The following is a 15504-nucleotide window of genomic DNA, read 5'->3' on the forward strand; positions in this document are numbered from 1 at the left end:
GGGTGAGTTAAATGTAACACTCCCATGATAATACCATGCGTCCAGGGTATCCGCCATCGACTGAATCGACATTAATTTGTATTTATACGATATGGAACAGAGAATCGATTGGGGCGGTGTTGGCTTGCGTCTGGGGCGCTGCGGACGGGTCCGCTGCGAACCGGGCTGGCGACTGGGGCCGGAGTGGTCGGGAAGCCTGACCGATTTCGACCTCTGGCTGGTCTGGGCGGGGAAAGGCCGGATGTGGACGGAGGCCGGCGAATTGGAGCTGCGGCGGGGGATCTGCCTTTGGATGCGCCCCGGCGGACGCTATGAGGCAGTGCAGGACGGAAATGACCGGCTCGGGGTAAACTTCGTTCACTTCATGCTCTATGACCGGGGTGAACGCCCTCTGCTTGGATCCAGGGCGATCCCGCGCGAGCTGTGCGAGTTGGAGGATGCCGGCTATTTTAAGGCGGTGACGAGCCGCATCATCGAACTGCGCCGCCGCGGGTTGCTGAGGGCGGAGGCGGTGGCGAGCGGACGGAAAGGGGTGCCGGAACTGCTGATGGAGGCTCTGTTGAGAGAATTCGAGAGCGGCGTCCCGCCCGGTCCGGCCGGAGAACCGGCGGGGCTGCCACGGCATCACCGGGAACTGATCTTCCGGCAAGTGGCCCGGATCTACGAAAGTCCGGCCACGGCGCCTGCGGTGCGTGAGCTGGCCAGGGAGGCCGGCTACAGCCCGGATCATTTCAGCCGCGTCTTCAAGAAGGTCACAGGGCACACGCCGCAAGCATTGAAGGTCCTGGCCCGGATCGAGCGGGCCAGGCAATTGTTATCCGAATCCTCGCTCTCGATCGGGATGATCGCCGTCGTTCTCGGTTACGAGGATGTATTCTTTTTTTCACGACAGTTCAAGGAGAGGACCGGCGTTTCGCCGACCGAATACCGACGCCGAGGGGAGCTCCAGAAGACGCCAACCGCTCCAGAAGACGTCAGGTCTTGACTCTTGACAAAATCAGTTTTCCCACGGCCCTTTCACCTTGGCTTGTGAGCACAAAGCGGCGAGCGAACTGACTGGCGGATGCGGGCCGCCCCATGGCAAGGCGCTCGGCCAGCCAACTATTCGAGACCGAGGTGATTCTTTTCATCGCCGCAGCCAGCAACGCTTTGTCGGGAGCGGATTTTCCAGACGGTAACTTCATCAAGTCAATCTTTGCGATCTCGGCCAGCACTCGAAGTTCCTCTTCCCACGCCACGGCTCGCTCCTTTTGAATGGTCTCCGGCTCCAACCCCTCATAGCGCGCCCGATCAATGGCCGCGCCACGCTCCGCCGCCTCTCTCCGCATCTCCTTCTTGAACTCCTTGCTTCCCAAACACCACCCCCGACTCATCCGACGGGCAGTCAGCGCCTTTTGATTTTGTTCATCGGTCGCGAGGAAATCGAGGTATTCCCCATATTTTCGCCAACCGGCGCGGGTGTCGGGAAGACTCCCGGCCCCGGAAAGCAGCACGGACGGCTCCAACCACTCCGGACGTTTCCGCTGCGGAAATTTTGGCAAACTGCTCCACGGATACTCCGCTGCCTTGTCCGACTCCACCACTTTCGCCCGAACCGGATTGAGATGAATATAGTGGCACACCTGCGCCAACGGATGTCCCGGCTCCACCAACAGCGCCTTGTAACGGCCTTGGAACGGACGCCCCGTCAATCGGCGAAAACGATTGTATCGACGGATCCAGGTCCCCTGCAGCCATTTCATCCCCTCGCTCAGGTTCGGCTCGGTCAGTTCCAAGGCCAGGTGAAAATGATTGCGCATGATCACATAGGCATGAATCCGCCATCGGAATCTGTTGGCGGATTCGTCTAAAACCCGTTCAAAGGCCTCCGCCCCACCGCCCTCAAACAGATTGCGCCGGTAGTTCCCCCGATTGATAACGTGGTAACAAGCACCCGCATATTCGATCCGCAATGGCCGTGGCATGCCCAGAAATCAGCCGAAGAATCTTCAATTTGTCAAGAGTCAAGACCTGACGTCTTTTGCGTTGCCGGAAGGGGTCAAAACGTCGGGCCAGGGCAAGGGGGCAAACATAAAGTTTAAATGTTCTCATGAACTGAGGCGAAGTCCTCGGAACGCCGGGGTCGCCTTCATCTGTAGGTTGCCGGCCGCATGCTGCCACACGTCTCACTATGCGAGAGAAAGGCCCGAACAAAGAGTGCGAATGGGTTCAGCCTTCTTTCGCACGACGTCTTTGGAGTACTGTGCAACCAACCGTGCTGAAATTTTCTTGCACCAATTCGGACTCTTAAGCTCGTTTTTGTAGTCAAAATTCTCAGCACCCTCCCCAACAATTTCTGCGTTTAAATCTAAGGCGATCGACTTGGCCAAGGTTCCAAAGAGCTCGACCAATTCTGCTTGTTTTCCAGATGTTAGAATTCCCTTCATGTTATTCAACATTGCTACACCAGCTGAATCAGTTCGGATTAGACTGACAACTGCGTAGACCAAAAAGTATTTGGTAAGGTTGTAGTAAGCAAAATGCTTGTCGTCGATCGCTTCAACTGCCGACTGGACCGACTTAAAACACTCCCAGTAGCCCAAAATTCTCGGGCCCGTGACATCAGGCCTACCAAAGATCTCTGAGTGGAGTTCGTCCATAACCTTGTATTTTTGGTGACAGCTCCACGGTTGTTCAAGATCCATTGCGAGCAGGATCAGGCCAGCCTGCTCGTTGGTTAAAACTACCTTGCCTTTGTTGTCCTCCCCTTGCTTAATCTCATATGCAACACTGCCATTGCTGACTGCGCTAACCTCAGCCTTTAGGCGTTGCTGAATGTTGTGGTTGGATTTTAAATCGCGAGCCTTAATTGCGTTCTGATTATTACTGTTTGTGGTTATCCTCTGGGAAAGAGCCGCGTCACCTTTCGTCTCAATTAATTTAACCAATATTTTCAGATCATCAGTAATCTTCGACTTTTCGGCCATCAACGACGTGAGGCTTTGTGCGCCGTTCACCACTACAAAGTCCTCGACTTCTATCCTTTCCTCGGTTTCAGAAATAATTTTTCTGCATAATACGTTAATTCCGTTGTGGTAGAGCGGAAAGTTTTTGTGCTCTCGCTTTTGCTTGATGCTTTCTCTTAATCCTTTGTTGACCTTAGTGTTACCCAAGGCCAACCGGACGTTCTGCTCGAAGAGACGACCATCCGCGATCCCGTCCATCTTGAGAAGATTAAGGGCTGGGGCTAAGAATAGGCGGGCAGCCGCACCGCCGGCGTCATATTCGATGACATCTGAGTCAGAAACATCGAAATAGTAACTATCCTTGATGCCACCGGCGATATCTAAATCAACGTAATCATTGGCTATTGCAACGGCATCATAGAGTTCGATCTTCGGCAGTTTTGCGAGAACTGCCTTGGCATCGCCGTTTGCCCGTGCATTGCTTATGAAGACACCAATTACGTCATACCCGCTGTCCACCTTTGCGGCAAGACCTGTTCTTAAAACAGTCTGCCTCAGCTTGTCGTTCTTCGTTTCAGAAAAAATGGCGTCGATCTTCTCTTTGCTATTAAATTGCTGGAGGGTCCCGAAGAATTCCTTAAGCTCGGTATCGCCGAACTCAGCGTTGTCCTTAGTTTTGGTCTTGGCTTGGATTATGTGAACGCTCTCAGTGACATCATCAACATAGATTGCGTCTACGCCCTTATCGTGCTTGGCATCTACGCACGCGTCATCGGCATCAATCTCTTCCAATCGATATATGTTCTCTAAGAACCATCTGATAAACCTCCCAGAGAAGTCGGGTGCCCGATTCTCATAAGGTTTAAGTTCATTCTCGGAAAAAGCGTTGTGATTGAGGTTTCTGACCTTCATGGACTTTTCTCGTTCGCGTCGGTTATAGTTTCCTGAAGCTTCTTGTTTGAGGCGACGTGAAAAGCCGCATTGTCAAGAACTTCGAATTCCTCTGAAGTGTCAAGCTTTGCCACTAATGGGGCCGTTTCCGGCCCCGCATTGGTTGTTTTAAACTACTGGCACGCTTCGCATTCTTCGCTGTTGCGCATAGCTTCGATGCTGCAGGCTTTCTTTTCTTCTTCTGTGTAGGTGCGTTTTTGTGGGTCGCCGAGGAGGCCGGGGCGGATTTCTTTTTGGCGGCTACGGTGGCTTTCTCGATGTTGGAGGCTTCGAGGGTGCGGAGGTAGTAGGTGGTTTTCAGGCCTTTTCTCCACGCCGCGCGATACATGTGGGAGAGGGTCTTCATGTCGGGGGTGCCGAGGAAGAGGTTGACCGACTGGGCCTGGTCGATCCACTTCTGCCGGCGGGCGGCGGGAAGACTTGTGCGAGGGAATAAAGTCTTTGTCATTGCTTGAGGCCTTTCCATCGGATTTCGAGGCGGTGTTTTAGGTCGTTGTGGAAGTGGGGGCGAACCCGTTTTTCCCTGTGTTGAAGACGGCCTAAAGCAATGCTGGGGGCAATCCTTTTCTGGCGGGCGAAGTGGATGATGTCGTGACGGTTAGGTTCGGGATTCTCAGCGAGAAATTTTTGCCAATCCTGGGGCGGGATCAGGAAATCGGCTGACCAGCGGTTGGCTTCCTCCTCTTTCGGATCGGAGGCGCCTCGGAATTCGAAAAAAACATCGGTCTTGCCGTGCTTTAAAATGTGGGCCGCTTCATGGAAGAAGGTGAACCAGAGCAGGTCGTCCGTTTTGTAGCGGAGGCTCAACGGGAGGAGGGCTTTCGTGGGAGTTAACCAGCGGGTGAAACCGTAAACGTGCGTCCTGGGCAGTTCCGGGACAAGAACGACCGCGACTCCGGCGTCCGCGCAGAGGCGAACCGCCTCCGGCCAGTCTTTGGCAGGCGGGTCGCAGGTAAGGGTGCGGATCCGCGTTAACGCTGCTTGAAAGCGGGCGGCATCGTATGGCTGGCAATCCACCCGTTGCGCGAGGATCTCTCCGGCCCGCAACCAGGCGCTGAGATCGCCGAGCGAACTGCTCAGCCCGTCCTGTTCGCGAGCAGCCCCCTGAAGGCGGCTGTAGGTAATTTCCCACTGTTTGAAATTCGCGACGCCAAAATAGCGGAGGAGATTCTCCACTTTTTCGACCTTGTCGCGAGTCGGCTCCACCAATCCCATGGCCGCCATTTTCGCGTAGGAGAACTGCTTCAGCCACCCGGTTTGTTCGTCGAGACGCTGCTTTTCCTGAAGGCGAGCCAAACGTTCCCGGTAATTGGCTTCAAGGTTGTTCCAGAATCCAGCGGGAACGGCCGGTGACCTTTTCCAGTTGGAGGGCGGTTTCCGCCGTGATGGCAGCCACCCCTTTGATGATCTCATTGATGGTTTTCAACGGCCGGCCCGTTCGAAGAGCGAGCTCCTTTTGGGTCATCCCCAACGCGTCGATTGTCTCCTGGAGCGTCCGGCCTGGAGGCACAGCGTAGTCCGGGTCGAATGGATATGGCTTACTCATGGGTGTCGGCGATTTCGAGAATGGTGATCCGCGTGACGGCTGACCAGTTAAGTCCCCCATCCGGTTTGGAAGGCGGCGGTTGATGGTCCGGAACAAGAATTAAACGATAGGGATGATCGAGATCGACGGATAGTTGCCCCGCGCGGTTTCCTTTCAGCTCATGGCAGCGAGGTCCCGGAAGGTATCGAACGATTTCCAGCGTGTCGGCGGCCTCAAGTTGCGTAAGGCGTGTTTCGATGAGTTTCGCGCGCCGCTCTCCGTCTTTGCGTCGAAGAGCTTTGGCGGTGGTTAGTTCTTTCTGAAGTCGATGATTGCAAAAAGAAATTACATCGTTCTCGGGGGAATCAAGAAGGAAAGTTAACCTTTGGGGTTAATGAGATTCGATGGGCGTAACGATTCACCCATACGCACCGGTCCGGGTCTGGTGAATCATTTCCCAGATCAGGTCGGATTGGCCCTCGGCAATGACATTGAGGGGGCGCTGGTTGTCGAACCCTGAGTTCGGGGTTTCGAGCCAGGTCTTAAGTTCGCCCTCGGGGATGATTTCGGAAAGGGCTTCGAGGAGGCGAAGGCTCTCGGTTAATTGTCGTTGGACCGGCGGGGGAAAATGAGTGGCTTTTTCGTAGGTTGCCAGTTTGCGTTCGGAACAGTTGGCGATGCGGGAGAAGGTGAGGCGGTTGATACCATGCTCTTTACGCCACTGCATCAGGCGCGGGCCACTTCGTGTGACGGACTTTGCTTTGGCCTTGCGCGTCTTCCTGGATTGAATCGGTTGCATGGTCCAAATAAGAGGCAAACCTGCAATTTTGCAGGCTTCAACCTGGATCAGACGATGTCGATGTTAAGTCCGCGGAGGACAACTTTAGCTTGGAGATTGGCCAATTTTACTTGCCTTGGGGAATTTCCATCGCGATATCGTCGCCAAACATTGCGGCTTGTGTTTTAAAAACGGAGATGACCGAAAAACCGTCAGTTTATATCGAAACCACGATCCCCAGCTTCTTGACGGCTCGGCCGTCCGTTAATCTGATCGTCGCCGGAAAGCAGGAAGTGACGCGACAGTGGTGGGAGCGTAGAAGGGAACACTATCACCTCTTTCTCAATACGTTCTCGATGAGGCCGCTGGCGGCGACTCAGAAGCGGCAGGGAAAAGGCTCGAAGCAATCGAGGGAATCGAGTTAGAGGGTATCCGAAAAGGGTTTCGGGCGTTCGCTTGGTTGAAACCAGCGGGGACACACCCCACCATGCTCGCGCATGGTCCCCCCCCTCTCAAGAGGGGAATGGCTTACAAAAAGATCCCCTCTTGAGAGGGGGGGACCGCTCGCTAGAGCGGTGGGGTGTGTTTCCAGGCCGGTCCGGTCGCCGCAAACCCTTTTCGGACGGGACCGAGTTACTGGAGGTGGATGAAGAGGTTCTTCGCCTCGCCGGCGAGATCATGAAGACCGGATTGATACCCGACAAAGCCCATACGGATGCCGCGCATATCGCGGTGGCCGCGCGGCACGGTATGGATTTTCTTCTCACCTGGAACTGCACCCATATTGCGAACGCCGAGATCTTGAGTAGGATTAATTTCGCGGTGACAAACGCAGGGCATTTGCTGCCGACCATTTGCACTCCCGATGAACTTTTTGGAGGAGAGAACGATGAAACCTGACCCGATTGTTTCCGAAGTCCGCAAGCAACGAATGGCAATTCTTGAGTCCTATGACGGGGATTTTGACAAGATGTCCAGGGACGTCATGAAACGTCAGTGGCAGAGCGGTCATAAGGTGGTTTCCAGACCCAAACGGAAGGCCCGGCCAGATGCCGCACCGAATGCCTACCCGCCGCGGCAGAAGTAGGTGTCTCTGAAAAAGACGAAGCGGGGCCGTTTCCGGCCCCGCTGGAAGGGAAAAACGGACAGGAATGTCCGTTCTCCTTTATTTTTTCACTGGCAGGCTTCGCACTCTTCGCCGTTGCGCATGGCTTCTATGGAGCAGGCTTTCTTTTCTTCTTCGGTGTAGGTGCGGTTGGATTGGTCGGCGAGGAGGCTGGGGCGGACTTCCTTTTTCACGCTGACCGTCGCTTTTTCGATGTTGGAGGCGCCGAGGGTGCGGAGGTAATAGGTGGTCTTCAAACCCTTCCGCCAGGCGGCGCGATACATGTGGGAGAGAGTCTTCATGTCGGGCCGGCCGAGGAAGAGGTTGACCGATTGGGCCTGGTCGATCCACTTCTGGCGGCGGGCGGCGGCGTCGATGAACCAGGCGTGGTCGATGTCGAAGGCGGTCAGATAACGTTCCTTGATTTCCTGCGGGATGTTCTCGATGTGGGTCAGGTCGCCGTCGAAGTATTTCAGGTTGTCGATCATCTCCGGGCCCCAGAGGCCGAGGGCCTTGAGGTCGCGCACCAGGTGGGCGTTGAGGATGATGAACTCGCCGGAGAGGTTGCTCTTCACGAAGAGGTTCTTGTAGGCGGGCTCGATGCAGGGGGAAGTCCCGGTGATGTTCGAGATGGTGGCGGTCGGAGCGATCGCCAGGACGTTGCTGTTGCGCATCCCTTGTTTGGCGATTTTTTCGCGGACGGGAGTCCAGTCCATCTTGCCGCCGCGGGGGACTTCGACTTCGACGCCGCGTTCGGATTCGAGCAGGTCGAGGGTGTCTTGCGGGAGGAGGCCGCGGTCCCATTTCGAGCCCTTGTAGGTCGAGTAGGCGCCGCGTTCGGCGGCGAGGTCGCTGGAGGCTTCGTAGGCGAAGAAGGCGACCGCTTCCATGATCTCGTCGTTGAACTCGACGGCGTCTTGCGAGGCGAAGGAGATGCCGCGCTGGTAGAGGCAGTTTTGCAGGCCCATCACGCCGAGGCCGATCGGGCGGTGGCGGGAGTTGGCGGTGCGGGCGGCCTCGGTCGGGTAGAAGTTGATGTCGATGACGTTGTCGAGGGCGCGGACGGCGATCCGGATGGTGTCGCGGAGTTTGTCGTGGTCGATGTTGCCGTCGGCGTCGAGGTGGTTGTCGAGGATGACCGAGCCGAGGTTGCAGACGGCGGTTTCGTCCTTGCCGGTGTTGAGGGTGATCTCGGTGCAGAGGTTGCTGCTGTGGATCACGCCGGCGTGGTCCTGCGGGCTGCGGATGTTGCAGGGATCCTTGAAGGTGATCCAGGGATGTCCGGTTTCGAAGAGCATCTGGAGCATCCGTTTCCAGACGTCGATGGCCGGTTCGATTTTGCCGTAGATTTTTCCTTCGGCGGCGAGCTTTTCGTATTCGAGATATTTTTCCTCGAAGGCTTTGCCGTAGAGATCGTGAAGGTCCGGGGTTTCGTTGGCGCGGAAGAAGGTCCAGTCCTCGCGGGCTTCCATCCGTTTCATGAACAAGTCCGGGATCCAGTTGGCGGTGTTCATGTCATGGCAACGACGGCGGTCGTCCCCGGTGTTGCGGCGGAGTTCGAGGAAGTCGTAGAGGTCGTTGTGCCAGGTTTCCAAATACGCGCAGCCGGAGCCGCGGCGTTTGCCGCCCTGGTTGACGGCGACCAGTTGGTCGTTGTGGAGTTTGAGGAACGGAATGACCCCCTGGCTCTCGCCGTTGGTGCCGCGGATGTGTCCACCGGTGCCGCGGACAGCGGTCCAGGAACCGCCGAGGCCGCCGGCCCATTTGGAGAGGAAGGCGTTTTCGGCGATGCCGCGGAGCATGATCCCCTCGATGGAGTCCTCGACGTAGTAGAGGTAGCAGGAGGAGAGTTGCGAGTGGAGGGTGCCGGCGTTAAAGAGGGTCGGCGTGGAGGAGCAGAAGCGCCGGGTGCGATAGAGTTCGTAGAGGGAAACGACCCGGGCTTCGCGGGTCGCTTTTTCCTCGCCGATGAAGAGGCCCATGGCGACGCGAAGCCAGAAGATCTGGGGCGTTTCGAGGCGGCGGTCGGTTTTGCCGGTTTTGTCGACGATCAGGTAACGGTCGTAGAGGGTCTGGATGCCGAGGTAGTCGAACCCGAGGTCGGCCGAAGGATCGAGGGCGGAGGCGAGGGCCTCGATGTCATATTCGAGCAGGCGGGGATCGATGCGTCCGATCTCGATGCCGCGGCGGAGGTATTGTCCGAAGTAGCGCTGGTGGGCTTCCTTGATGCCGCCAATGCCGTCGCGGAGGATGTCCCAGCCGAGGACTTCTTCGTAAATGTAAGTGAGGAGAATGCGGCCGGCGAACTTGGCGAAGTCGGAATCCTTTTCGATCAAGGTCCGGGCGTTGAGAATGATGGTGCTCTTGAGATCGGCTTCGTTGATGTCGTCGAAGAGGGAGCGGCGGAGTTCGGTTTCGATCTCCTCTTCGTCGAGGCAGAGATCGAGTTCGATCATGGCGAAACGGATACGCTGCTTGAGGTCGGCTCCGTCCCAGAAATAAGCTTCGCCGTCGGCCTTTTTAACCAGGACCATGGAGTCCTGTTGCGGCTGGGGTTCGGCGGCGGTTTGTTCGCGGAGGGCGGTGCGCTGGGCGCGGTAGAGGATGTAGTGTTCGGCGACCTTGAAGTGGCCGGCGCGCATCAGTTCCTCCTGGACGATGTCCTGGACCTCTTCGATGTGGACGAAGGCTTGGCCGTTCTTGACCCGTTCGCTGACGGCGCGGGCGACGGCGGCGGCCGGGGAGGAGTCTTTCTGGAGGGAAAGGAACGCCTTGCGGACGGCGATTTCGACCTTGCCCTCATTCCAGGGAACCAGCTGGTTGTTGCGGCGGAGGACCCGGACGTTGACGGTGTTGGAGGGGGTTTTGAGCCGGAGGGAGCGCCCGAGGAGGAAACTTTTGGCGACCTCGTAGGCGTTGTTATCGACGAGGGTTTGTTCGACGAGGACGTGGAGGTCGCCGGAGGAAATCTTGGGGGCGTGGCCGTTTTCGCGACGTTCGTGGAGGTTGCGGGCGACCTCGCCGGTGATCCGGGCGACGAAGCGGCGGTTGTCGTCGGTGAAGATGTCGGCGGTGGCACGGGAGATTTCGAGGTCGGCCAAGGCGGCACCGACGCTCTCGGCGACCTTGGCGGGATCGAACGGATGTTCGCCGCGGGAGTTGGCAACGGTCAGGTCGAGCTCGGGGAGGACGACCCCGTCGAGGACCTCTTTCCAGGCATAGGCCGGTTTTTGGTCGGCCGGTTGGGCGACGACGGATTTAAGGACGTTATCTTGTTCTAATGAAATAGGAGACATGGGAAAAATTTTGGATTTTGGATTTTGGATTGCGGATTTTGGATTGCGGAAAATTAAGCGTGGGCGCGGCGCGTGGAAAGTTTGTTGGTTTTAAGGATCTGGTTTCGGGAAGTTTTTATTGATGAAGCGATGATCGCGGTGATTTCTCCAGCCTCCTGCAAGAGCGACTCCACCCGCGGTGCGGGTAGTAGTTTCGCGTCGGTGATGAGCTCCATCCAATAGGCGGATTCATCCGCTTCCTCTTCAACAATGCCGAGTCGGGCCACGAAGTCGGCGCGGGAACGTCCGCGACATGCGGATCGATAATTCGCTCCCACAGCTGTCCCGGATCGAACCAATTGATTGCCAATCGCACGGGCAACGGCCGTGTTCGGGAGTGCATCCACAAGGGAAATCACACGCAGAGCGAACTGCTTCGTCCGCTCCTTCAATTCCTGTTCGGTCATCGGATTCGGGTGAACCGGATAAGGACCGGAATCTGGCGTTTGGAGGGCGCTCGTCACGAAGCGCCTGCCAAATCCAAAATCCGCAATCCAAAATCCAAAATTACTATCAGAGTTCGTCGTCGTCGGCGGTTTCGAGGGAGCTGGCTTTCTGATACTCGGTGACGCGGCCTTCGAAGAAGTTCTGTTCTTTTTTGATATCCATCATTTCCGCCAACCAGGGGAGCGGGTTGCGAATCCCGGGGTTGAGCGGGGCGAGTCCGACGCCTTCGAGACGGCGGTCCGCGATGTAGTCAATGTACTTCAAAAACTCGTCCGCGCTGAGGCCGACGGCGTTTACCGGGAGGCAATCCCGAATAAATTCTTTCTCGAGTTCGACGGCCTGCCGCATGAGATCGGTCAGCTCCTGTTTGAAGTCGGAAGTCCAGACATCGGGGTTCTCTTCAACCAAGTCCATCAGGAGTTTGCGGAAGAGTTCGATGTGGTTGGACTCGTCGCGGAGGGTGTAGCGGAACATCTGGCCGATGCCGGGGAATTTGTTCTGCCGGTAAAGGGCTAGAATCATCCCGAAGAGTCCGTAGAATTGGGTCCCCTCCATGCATTGGCCGAAGATGAAGATGTTTTTGGCCAGGAGCTGTTTGTTCTCGGTTTTGGTGAGGTCGAGATCGCGGCGGAGGCTGCGGGAGATGCCGGTGACGAACTCGTTCTTTTTCACCACAGTCGGAATGTCCTCGAAGATCGCCTCGCACTCGTGGGGGTTGATGCCGAGAGAGCTGATCATGTAGAGAAGCGAGTCGGCGTGGATGTTCTCCTCGTGGGCGTGGCGGCCGAGGACGAGCTTCAGTTCGGGGGCGGTGACGGCCTCGCGGACGACGTGGATGATGTTGTCGCCGACAATCCCTTCGGCGGCCGAGAAGTAGCCGATCCCCATCATGATGATCCAGCGGTCGACCTCACTCAGGAGGCTCGGGTGGCGCCACTGTTCGATATCCTTGTTCATTGGGATGTCCTCCGGTTCCCAATGGTTGGCCTTCATGGTGCGGTAAAGTTCGTAGGCCCACTGGTATTTCAGGGGGAGGAGGTTGAAGGTCATCGTTTCGCGGCCGTTGATGATCCGTTTCGCCGCGAAGGCGGCTTCCGCTTTCGTTTGATCGAGGACGAAGGTTTTGTTTCCGATTGTGTAAGTTTTTTCCATGAGCGACTGCTGCAAGAATTGTGAAAAATGACGACGTTTGGCCTGCGGTTTCGGGCTCCGGCCGACCGGACGCGCCGGTGCTTCCAGAGGACTGAAAAAGAATGTTCAGACTATATCAGCCGGAGGCGGACTGGGAAGAATTTTTTTGGGAATTTTTTCGGGCGATCACTAGATGTTGTGGTTGAGACGATCCCATACCACAAGATATGGGGTTTGAAGCCATTCGCCCGAATTTTTGACGATCTTTTTGCGAAGTCTCGTGGTCCGAGGTGAAAGCTACGGTGAGGCTAGGCGCCGAAAGTCGTCCGGCAAGGGAATTCAATTCACATTTTGCTCACAATGGCGGGAATAAAAATTCGCTTCGCCGGCTTGGATGAAACCTTGCTCCCGCCGCCGGTGATTAACTTAATCGCATGCATGAGGCGACAAACACATTTTCGGCTTGGGCTTCGGCCGACGTCGCGCCATCCGGCACGGTGATGGAGAGTTCGGCCGAGCAACGGGAGGTCGACGAAGACGCCCTTTTAATGGTCCGTGTCGGAGAAGGAGACGAGGCGGCGCTGGTCGATTTGATCCGGCGCTGGCAAAATCCGTTGATTAATTTCTTCTACCGCTCCCTCTCCTCCCGGGCCGACGCGGAAGATCTTTCCCAAGCGGTGTTCGTCAAGCTGCACGGGGCGGCGGAGCGCTACAAACCGACCGCCCGTTTTTCGACCTATCTGTTCCATATCGCCCGCCGGGTGTTGTTGAACGAGTTCCGCCGGCAAGGCCGCAAGCCGTTGCACTTGGTCGCCCCGGAGGATCTCCCCTCCCCGGCCGCCCCCGATCCGGAAATCAAACTGCTGGAACTTGAAGAAATTTTTCAGAAAGCGTTGGAGCAGATGCCGGAAAACCACCGGAGCGCGATCCTTCTGTTGCGTCAACAGGAGCTGAGTTATGCCGAAATCGCGGAAATCATGGAGACCACCGAAGGAATGGTGAAGACCTGGATTTTCCGCGCCCGCCAACTTTTAAAAGAAGAATTAAGGAAGACCACATGAAACCCGATTTCTCCCATGAAGCCCCGGATCAGGATTCGGCCTTCGATCCGTTATTCAAGATCCAGCCGATGGCATCCCCCGATTTCGCCGAACGGACCTTGGCGGCGATCCGGGCGCGCAACCGGCGACTCCAGCGGCGGCGGTTCGCTGTCTGGACTTCGGCCCTGGCCGCCTCGCTGGCGGTGATCATCGGCTTGAATTTCGCCCAACCGGGCGGAGGCGACAACGGACCGATGGCAACGGTCGATTCGCCCGAACCGGTCCGGATGGCGGCGGCGAGCGAGCGCCCGGCCCGGTTCGTCCACGACGGCCCGACTCCCGGCGAATTGACCTCGCTGCTCTACGCGGCCCTGCTGGAGAGCGACGACGAGATGTTCGGCAACGGCGGGGAGATCGAAGCCCTGCTCGCGGAAGCGATCGCCACCTCCGACGTGGAGTCGCTGAATACCCTCGATATCCTGGTGCTGTTGGCCGGGTATTGAGAGTCGACGGGATACGGCGGAGGCACGCCCGGGCCGGTGGCGGGCAAAAATGCTTTGAAAACGCGGGGCGTTCCGGTTGTGATCGGTTCCCTGCGACATGAACAGCTCACCTTCTCCTGAATCTCGCGGCGCCTGGGGTTCCCGCTTCGCATTCATTTTGGCCGCGGCCGGCTCGGCGATCGGGCTCGGCAACATCTGGCGTTTCCCGGTGTCGGCCAGCGAAGGCGGCGGCGGCGCCTTTCTGCTCATCTACCTTCTTTGCGTGCTGCTGGTCGCGCTCCCGGTGATGCTGGCGGAAATGGTCGTCGGACGGGCGGGGGAAAAAAATCCGGTCGGCGCCCTCCAGCATCTCCGTCCCGGTTCCCGCTGGTATTATATCGGCGTCCTCGGCGTCGCCACCGGGGTGATCATCCTCTCCTATTACAGCGTCATCGCCGGCTGGACCCTCTACTACTTTTTCCAAGCGGCCTCGGGCACCTTCACCGCCGACGCCGACACGGCGGCCATTTTTGAAAACCTGGCGGGTGACGCCGGAATGGAGCTCTTCTTCCACTTGCTGTTCATGCTGATCACGATCTTCGTCGTCGCGGCCGGTGTCCGGCGGGGAATCGAACGCTCGATCAAGATCCTGATGCCCCTGTTCTTCGTGTTGTTGGTCCTTCTGGTGATCCGCGCGGTGACCTTGCCGGACGCCGGAGAAGGATTGGCCTATTACCTGCGACCGGATTTCTCCGAAGTCACCGGTCGAGTCTGGCTGGCGGCTCTCGGGCAGGCCTTTTTCTCGCTGAGCCTGGGCATGGGGGTGATGATCACTTACGGATCCTATCTGACCAAAAAGGAAAATTTGCCCGCCTCGGCGGGGTTCGTCGCGGGCGTTGACACGATCATCGCGGTCTTGGCCGGCTTCATCATTTTCCCGGCGATCTTTTTCGCCGGATTGGAACCCGGAACCGGGGGACCGGCGTTGGTGTTCATCGCCCTGCCCCAGATCTTCGCGCAGATGCCCGGCGGGGAACTCGGCGGAATCGTGTTTGGGGCCGCCTTTTTCCTCCTATTGGCGGTCGCCGCCCTCACCTCCGCGATCAGCCTCCTCGAAGTAGTGGTGGCCCATATGGTCGACGACTGGGGATGGGCCCGCAAAAAGGCGGCCTGGCTCGTCGGCGGGGGCATTTATCTGATCGGGATTCCCTCGGCGCTCAGTCTCGGCGCGGTCGGCGGGCTCAGCGCGCTGCCCGGGATCGGCATGGGATTCCTCGACCTGATGGATAAGATCGCGGAAATCACCCTGATCCTCGGCGGACTCGGGCTCGCCATTTTCGTCGGCTGGATCTGGGGATTGAAACATGCTTTGGCCGAGATTCGCCGGGGAACCCCGGAGTTCAAACTGGCGACCCTTTGGTCGCCGCTGCTCCGGTTCGTCGCGCCCGTCGGCATCCTAATCGTCCTCTTGACCCAGCTCTTCGGGTGACTTCGTTGGGAAAAAATGGTCCAATCGGCTCGTAGCCCCGTCTCCGCTCTCCTCCGCTTCGGGTGTAATCAGAAAATGGTGGGATCACCGGCGTGTCATTGCGAGGAGGCTCCGCCGACGAAGCAATCCACGCAACAGCGACCCGCGCCCCCTTTCCCGGAACGTGGATTGCCGCGTCAGTCGTTTCTCCTTCCTCGCAATGACAGACGGTTGTCTGTTTCTCCCACCACTTTCAATCGCGCTCTCCGCTTCTCCGAGCCCCCCTTCGCCCTTGAA

14 protein-coding genes are annotated in these 15504 nt (G+C 57.5%); 5 read left to right on the forward strand and 9 right to left on the reverse strand.

The genetic code is table 11. The features are described 5' to 3' along the window. Nucleotides 1-91 precede the first annotated feature (91 nt). Nucleotides 92-985, forward strand: a complete 894-nt coding sequence (locus ACWUI2_RS03855) for a helix-turn-helix domain-containing protein (RefSeq protein WP_486981545.1) — start codon at nt 92-94, stop codon at nt 983-985. Here ACWUI2_RS03855 and ACWUI2_RS03860 read toward each other — a convergent pair. The 6 genes from ACWUI2_RS03860 to ACWUI2_RS03885 all read right to left on the reverse strand — a co-directional run bounded on the left by ACWUI2_RS03860 (nt 975) and on the right by ACWUI2_RS03885 (nt 6148). Continuing rightward, complete coding sequence (locus ACWUI2_RS03860; RefSeq protein WP_486981546.1) at nt 975-1964, reverse strand: transposase; 990 nt, start codon at nt 1962-1964, stop codon at nt 975-977. The two genes, ACWUI2_RS03855 and ACWUI2_RS03860, sit on opposite strands and share 11 nt — an antisense overlap. Before the next feature lie 204 nt (nt 1965-2168). Next, nucleotides 2169-3857, reverse strand: a complete 1689-nt coding sequence (locus ACWUI2_RS03865; protein WP_486981547.1) for an AIPR family protein — start codon at nt 3855-3857, stop codon at nt 2169-2171. Between the two features lie 112 nt (nt 3858-3969). Next, complete coding sequence (locus ACWUI2_RS03870) at nt 3970-4362, reverse strand: hypothetical protein (RefSeq protein ID WP_486981548.1); 393 nt, start codon at nt 4360-4362, stop codon at nt 3970-3972. Then, nucleotides 4341-5192: an ImmA/IrrE family metallo-endopeptidase gene (locus tag ACWUI2_RS03875; protein WP_486981549.1), complete on the reverse strand. Its 852-nt coding sequence runs from the start codon at nt 5190-5192 to the stop codon at nt 4341-4343. Before ACWUI2_RS03875 ends, ACWUI2_RS03870 begins: the two co-directional genes overlap by 22 nt. A gap of 19 nt (nt 5193-5211) precedes the next feature. Further along, nucleotides 5212-5442, reverse strand: a complete 231-nt coding sequence (locus ACWUI2_RS03880; protein WP_486981550.1) for a helix-turn-helix transcriptional regulator — start codon at nt 5440-5442, stop codon at nt 5212-5214. Nucleotides 5443-5839: 397 nt separating this feature from the next. Continuing rightward, nucleotides 5840-6148: a hypothetical protein gene (locus ACWUI2_RS03885; protein WP_486981551.1), complete on the reverse strand. Its 309-nt coding sequence runs from the start codon at nt 6146-6148 to the stop codon at nt 5840-5842. A gap of 729 nt (nt 6149-6877) precedes the next feature. On the opposite strand from ACWUI2_RS03885, the gene ACWUI2_RS03890 reads away from it, so the two are divergent. Further along, the gene (locus ACWUI2_RS03890) at nt 6878-7099 is read left to right on the forward strand and encodes a PIN domain-containing protein (protein WP_486981552.1); all 222 of its coding nucleotides are present in this window, start codon (nt 6878-6880) and stop codon (nt 7097-7099) included. Nucleotides 7100-7372: 273 nt separating this feature from the next. Here the strand turns inward: ACWUI2_RS03890 and ACWUI2_RS03895 are convergent, their stop codons facing one another. The 3 genes from ACWUI2_RS03895 to ACWUI2_RS03905 form a co-directional block, all read right to left on the reverse strand. Then, nucleotides 7373-10600 carry a ribonucleoside-diphosphate reductase subunit alpha gene (locus tag ACWUI2_RS03895; RefSeq protein WP_486981553.1) on the reverse strand — a complete coding sequence of 1076 codons (3228 nt, stop codon included), beginning with the start codon at nt 10598-10600 and terminating at the stop codon, nt 7373-7375. A 53-nt stretch (nt 10601-10653) separates the two neighbouring features. Next, complete coding sequence (locus tag ACWUI2_RS03900; protein ID WP_486981554.1) at nt 10654-11046, reverse strand: four helix bundle protein; 393 nt, start codon at nt 11044-11046, stop codon at nt 10654-10656. Between the two features lie 106 nt (nt 11047-11152). Beyond that, entirely contained in the window at nt 11153-12238 is a 1086-nt protein-coding gene (locus ACWUI2_RS03905; RefSeq protein ID WP_486981555.1) for a ribonucleotide-diphosphate reductase subunit beta, read from the reverse strand. A 413-nt stretch (nt 12239-12651) separates the two neighbouring features. On the opposite strand from ACWUI2_RS03905, the gene ACWUI2_RS03910 reads away from it, so the two are divergent. From ACWUI2_RS03910 to ACWUI2_RS03920, 3 genes are all read left to right on the forward strand, one after another. Continuing rightward, nucleotides 12652-13278, forward strand: a complete 627-nt coding sequence (locus ACWUI2_RS03910) for an RNA polymerase sigma factor (protein WP_486981556.1) — start codon at nt 12652-12654, stop codon at nt 13276-13278. After that, entirely contained in the window at nt 13275-13760 is a 486-nt protein-coding gene (locus ACWUI2_RS03915) for a hypothetical protein (protein ID WP_486981557.1), read from the forward strand. The genes ACWUI2_RS03910 and ACWUI2_RS03915 overlap by 4 nt, the downstream gene beginning before the upstream one ends. A 97-nt stretch (nt 13761-13857) precedes the next feature. Beyond that, nucleotides 13858-15228, forward strand: coding sequence for a sodium-dependent transporter (locus tag ACWUI2_RS03920; protein WP_486981558.1), 1371 nt, complete (start codon nt 13858-13860; stop codon nt 15226-15228). Nucleotides 15229-15504 lie beyond the last annotated feature (276 nt).

The sequence above is a fragment of the Verruconatronum alginivorum genome (assembly GCF_056590205.1).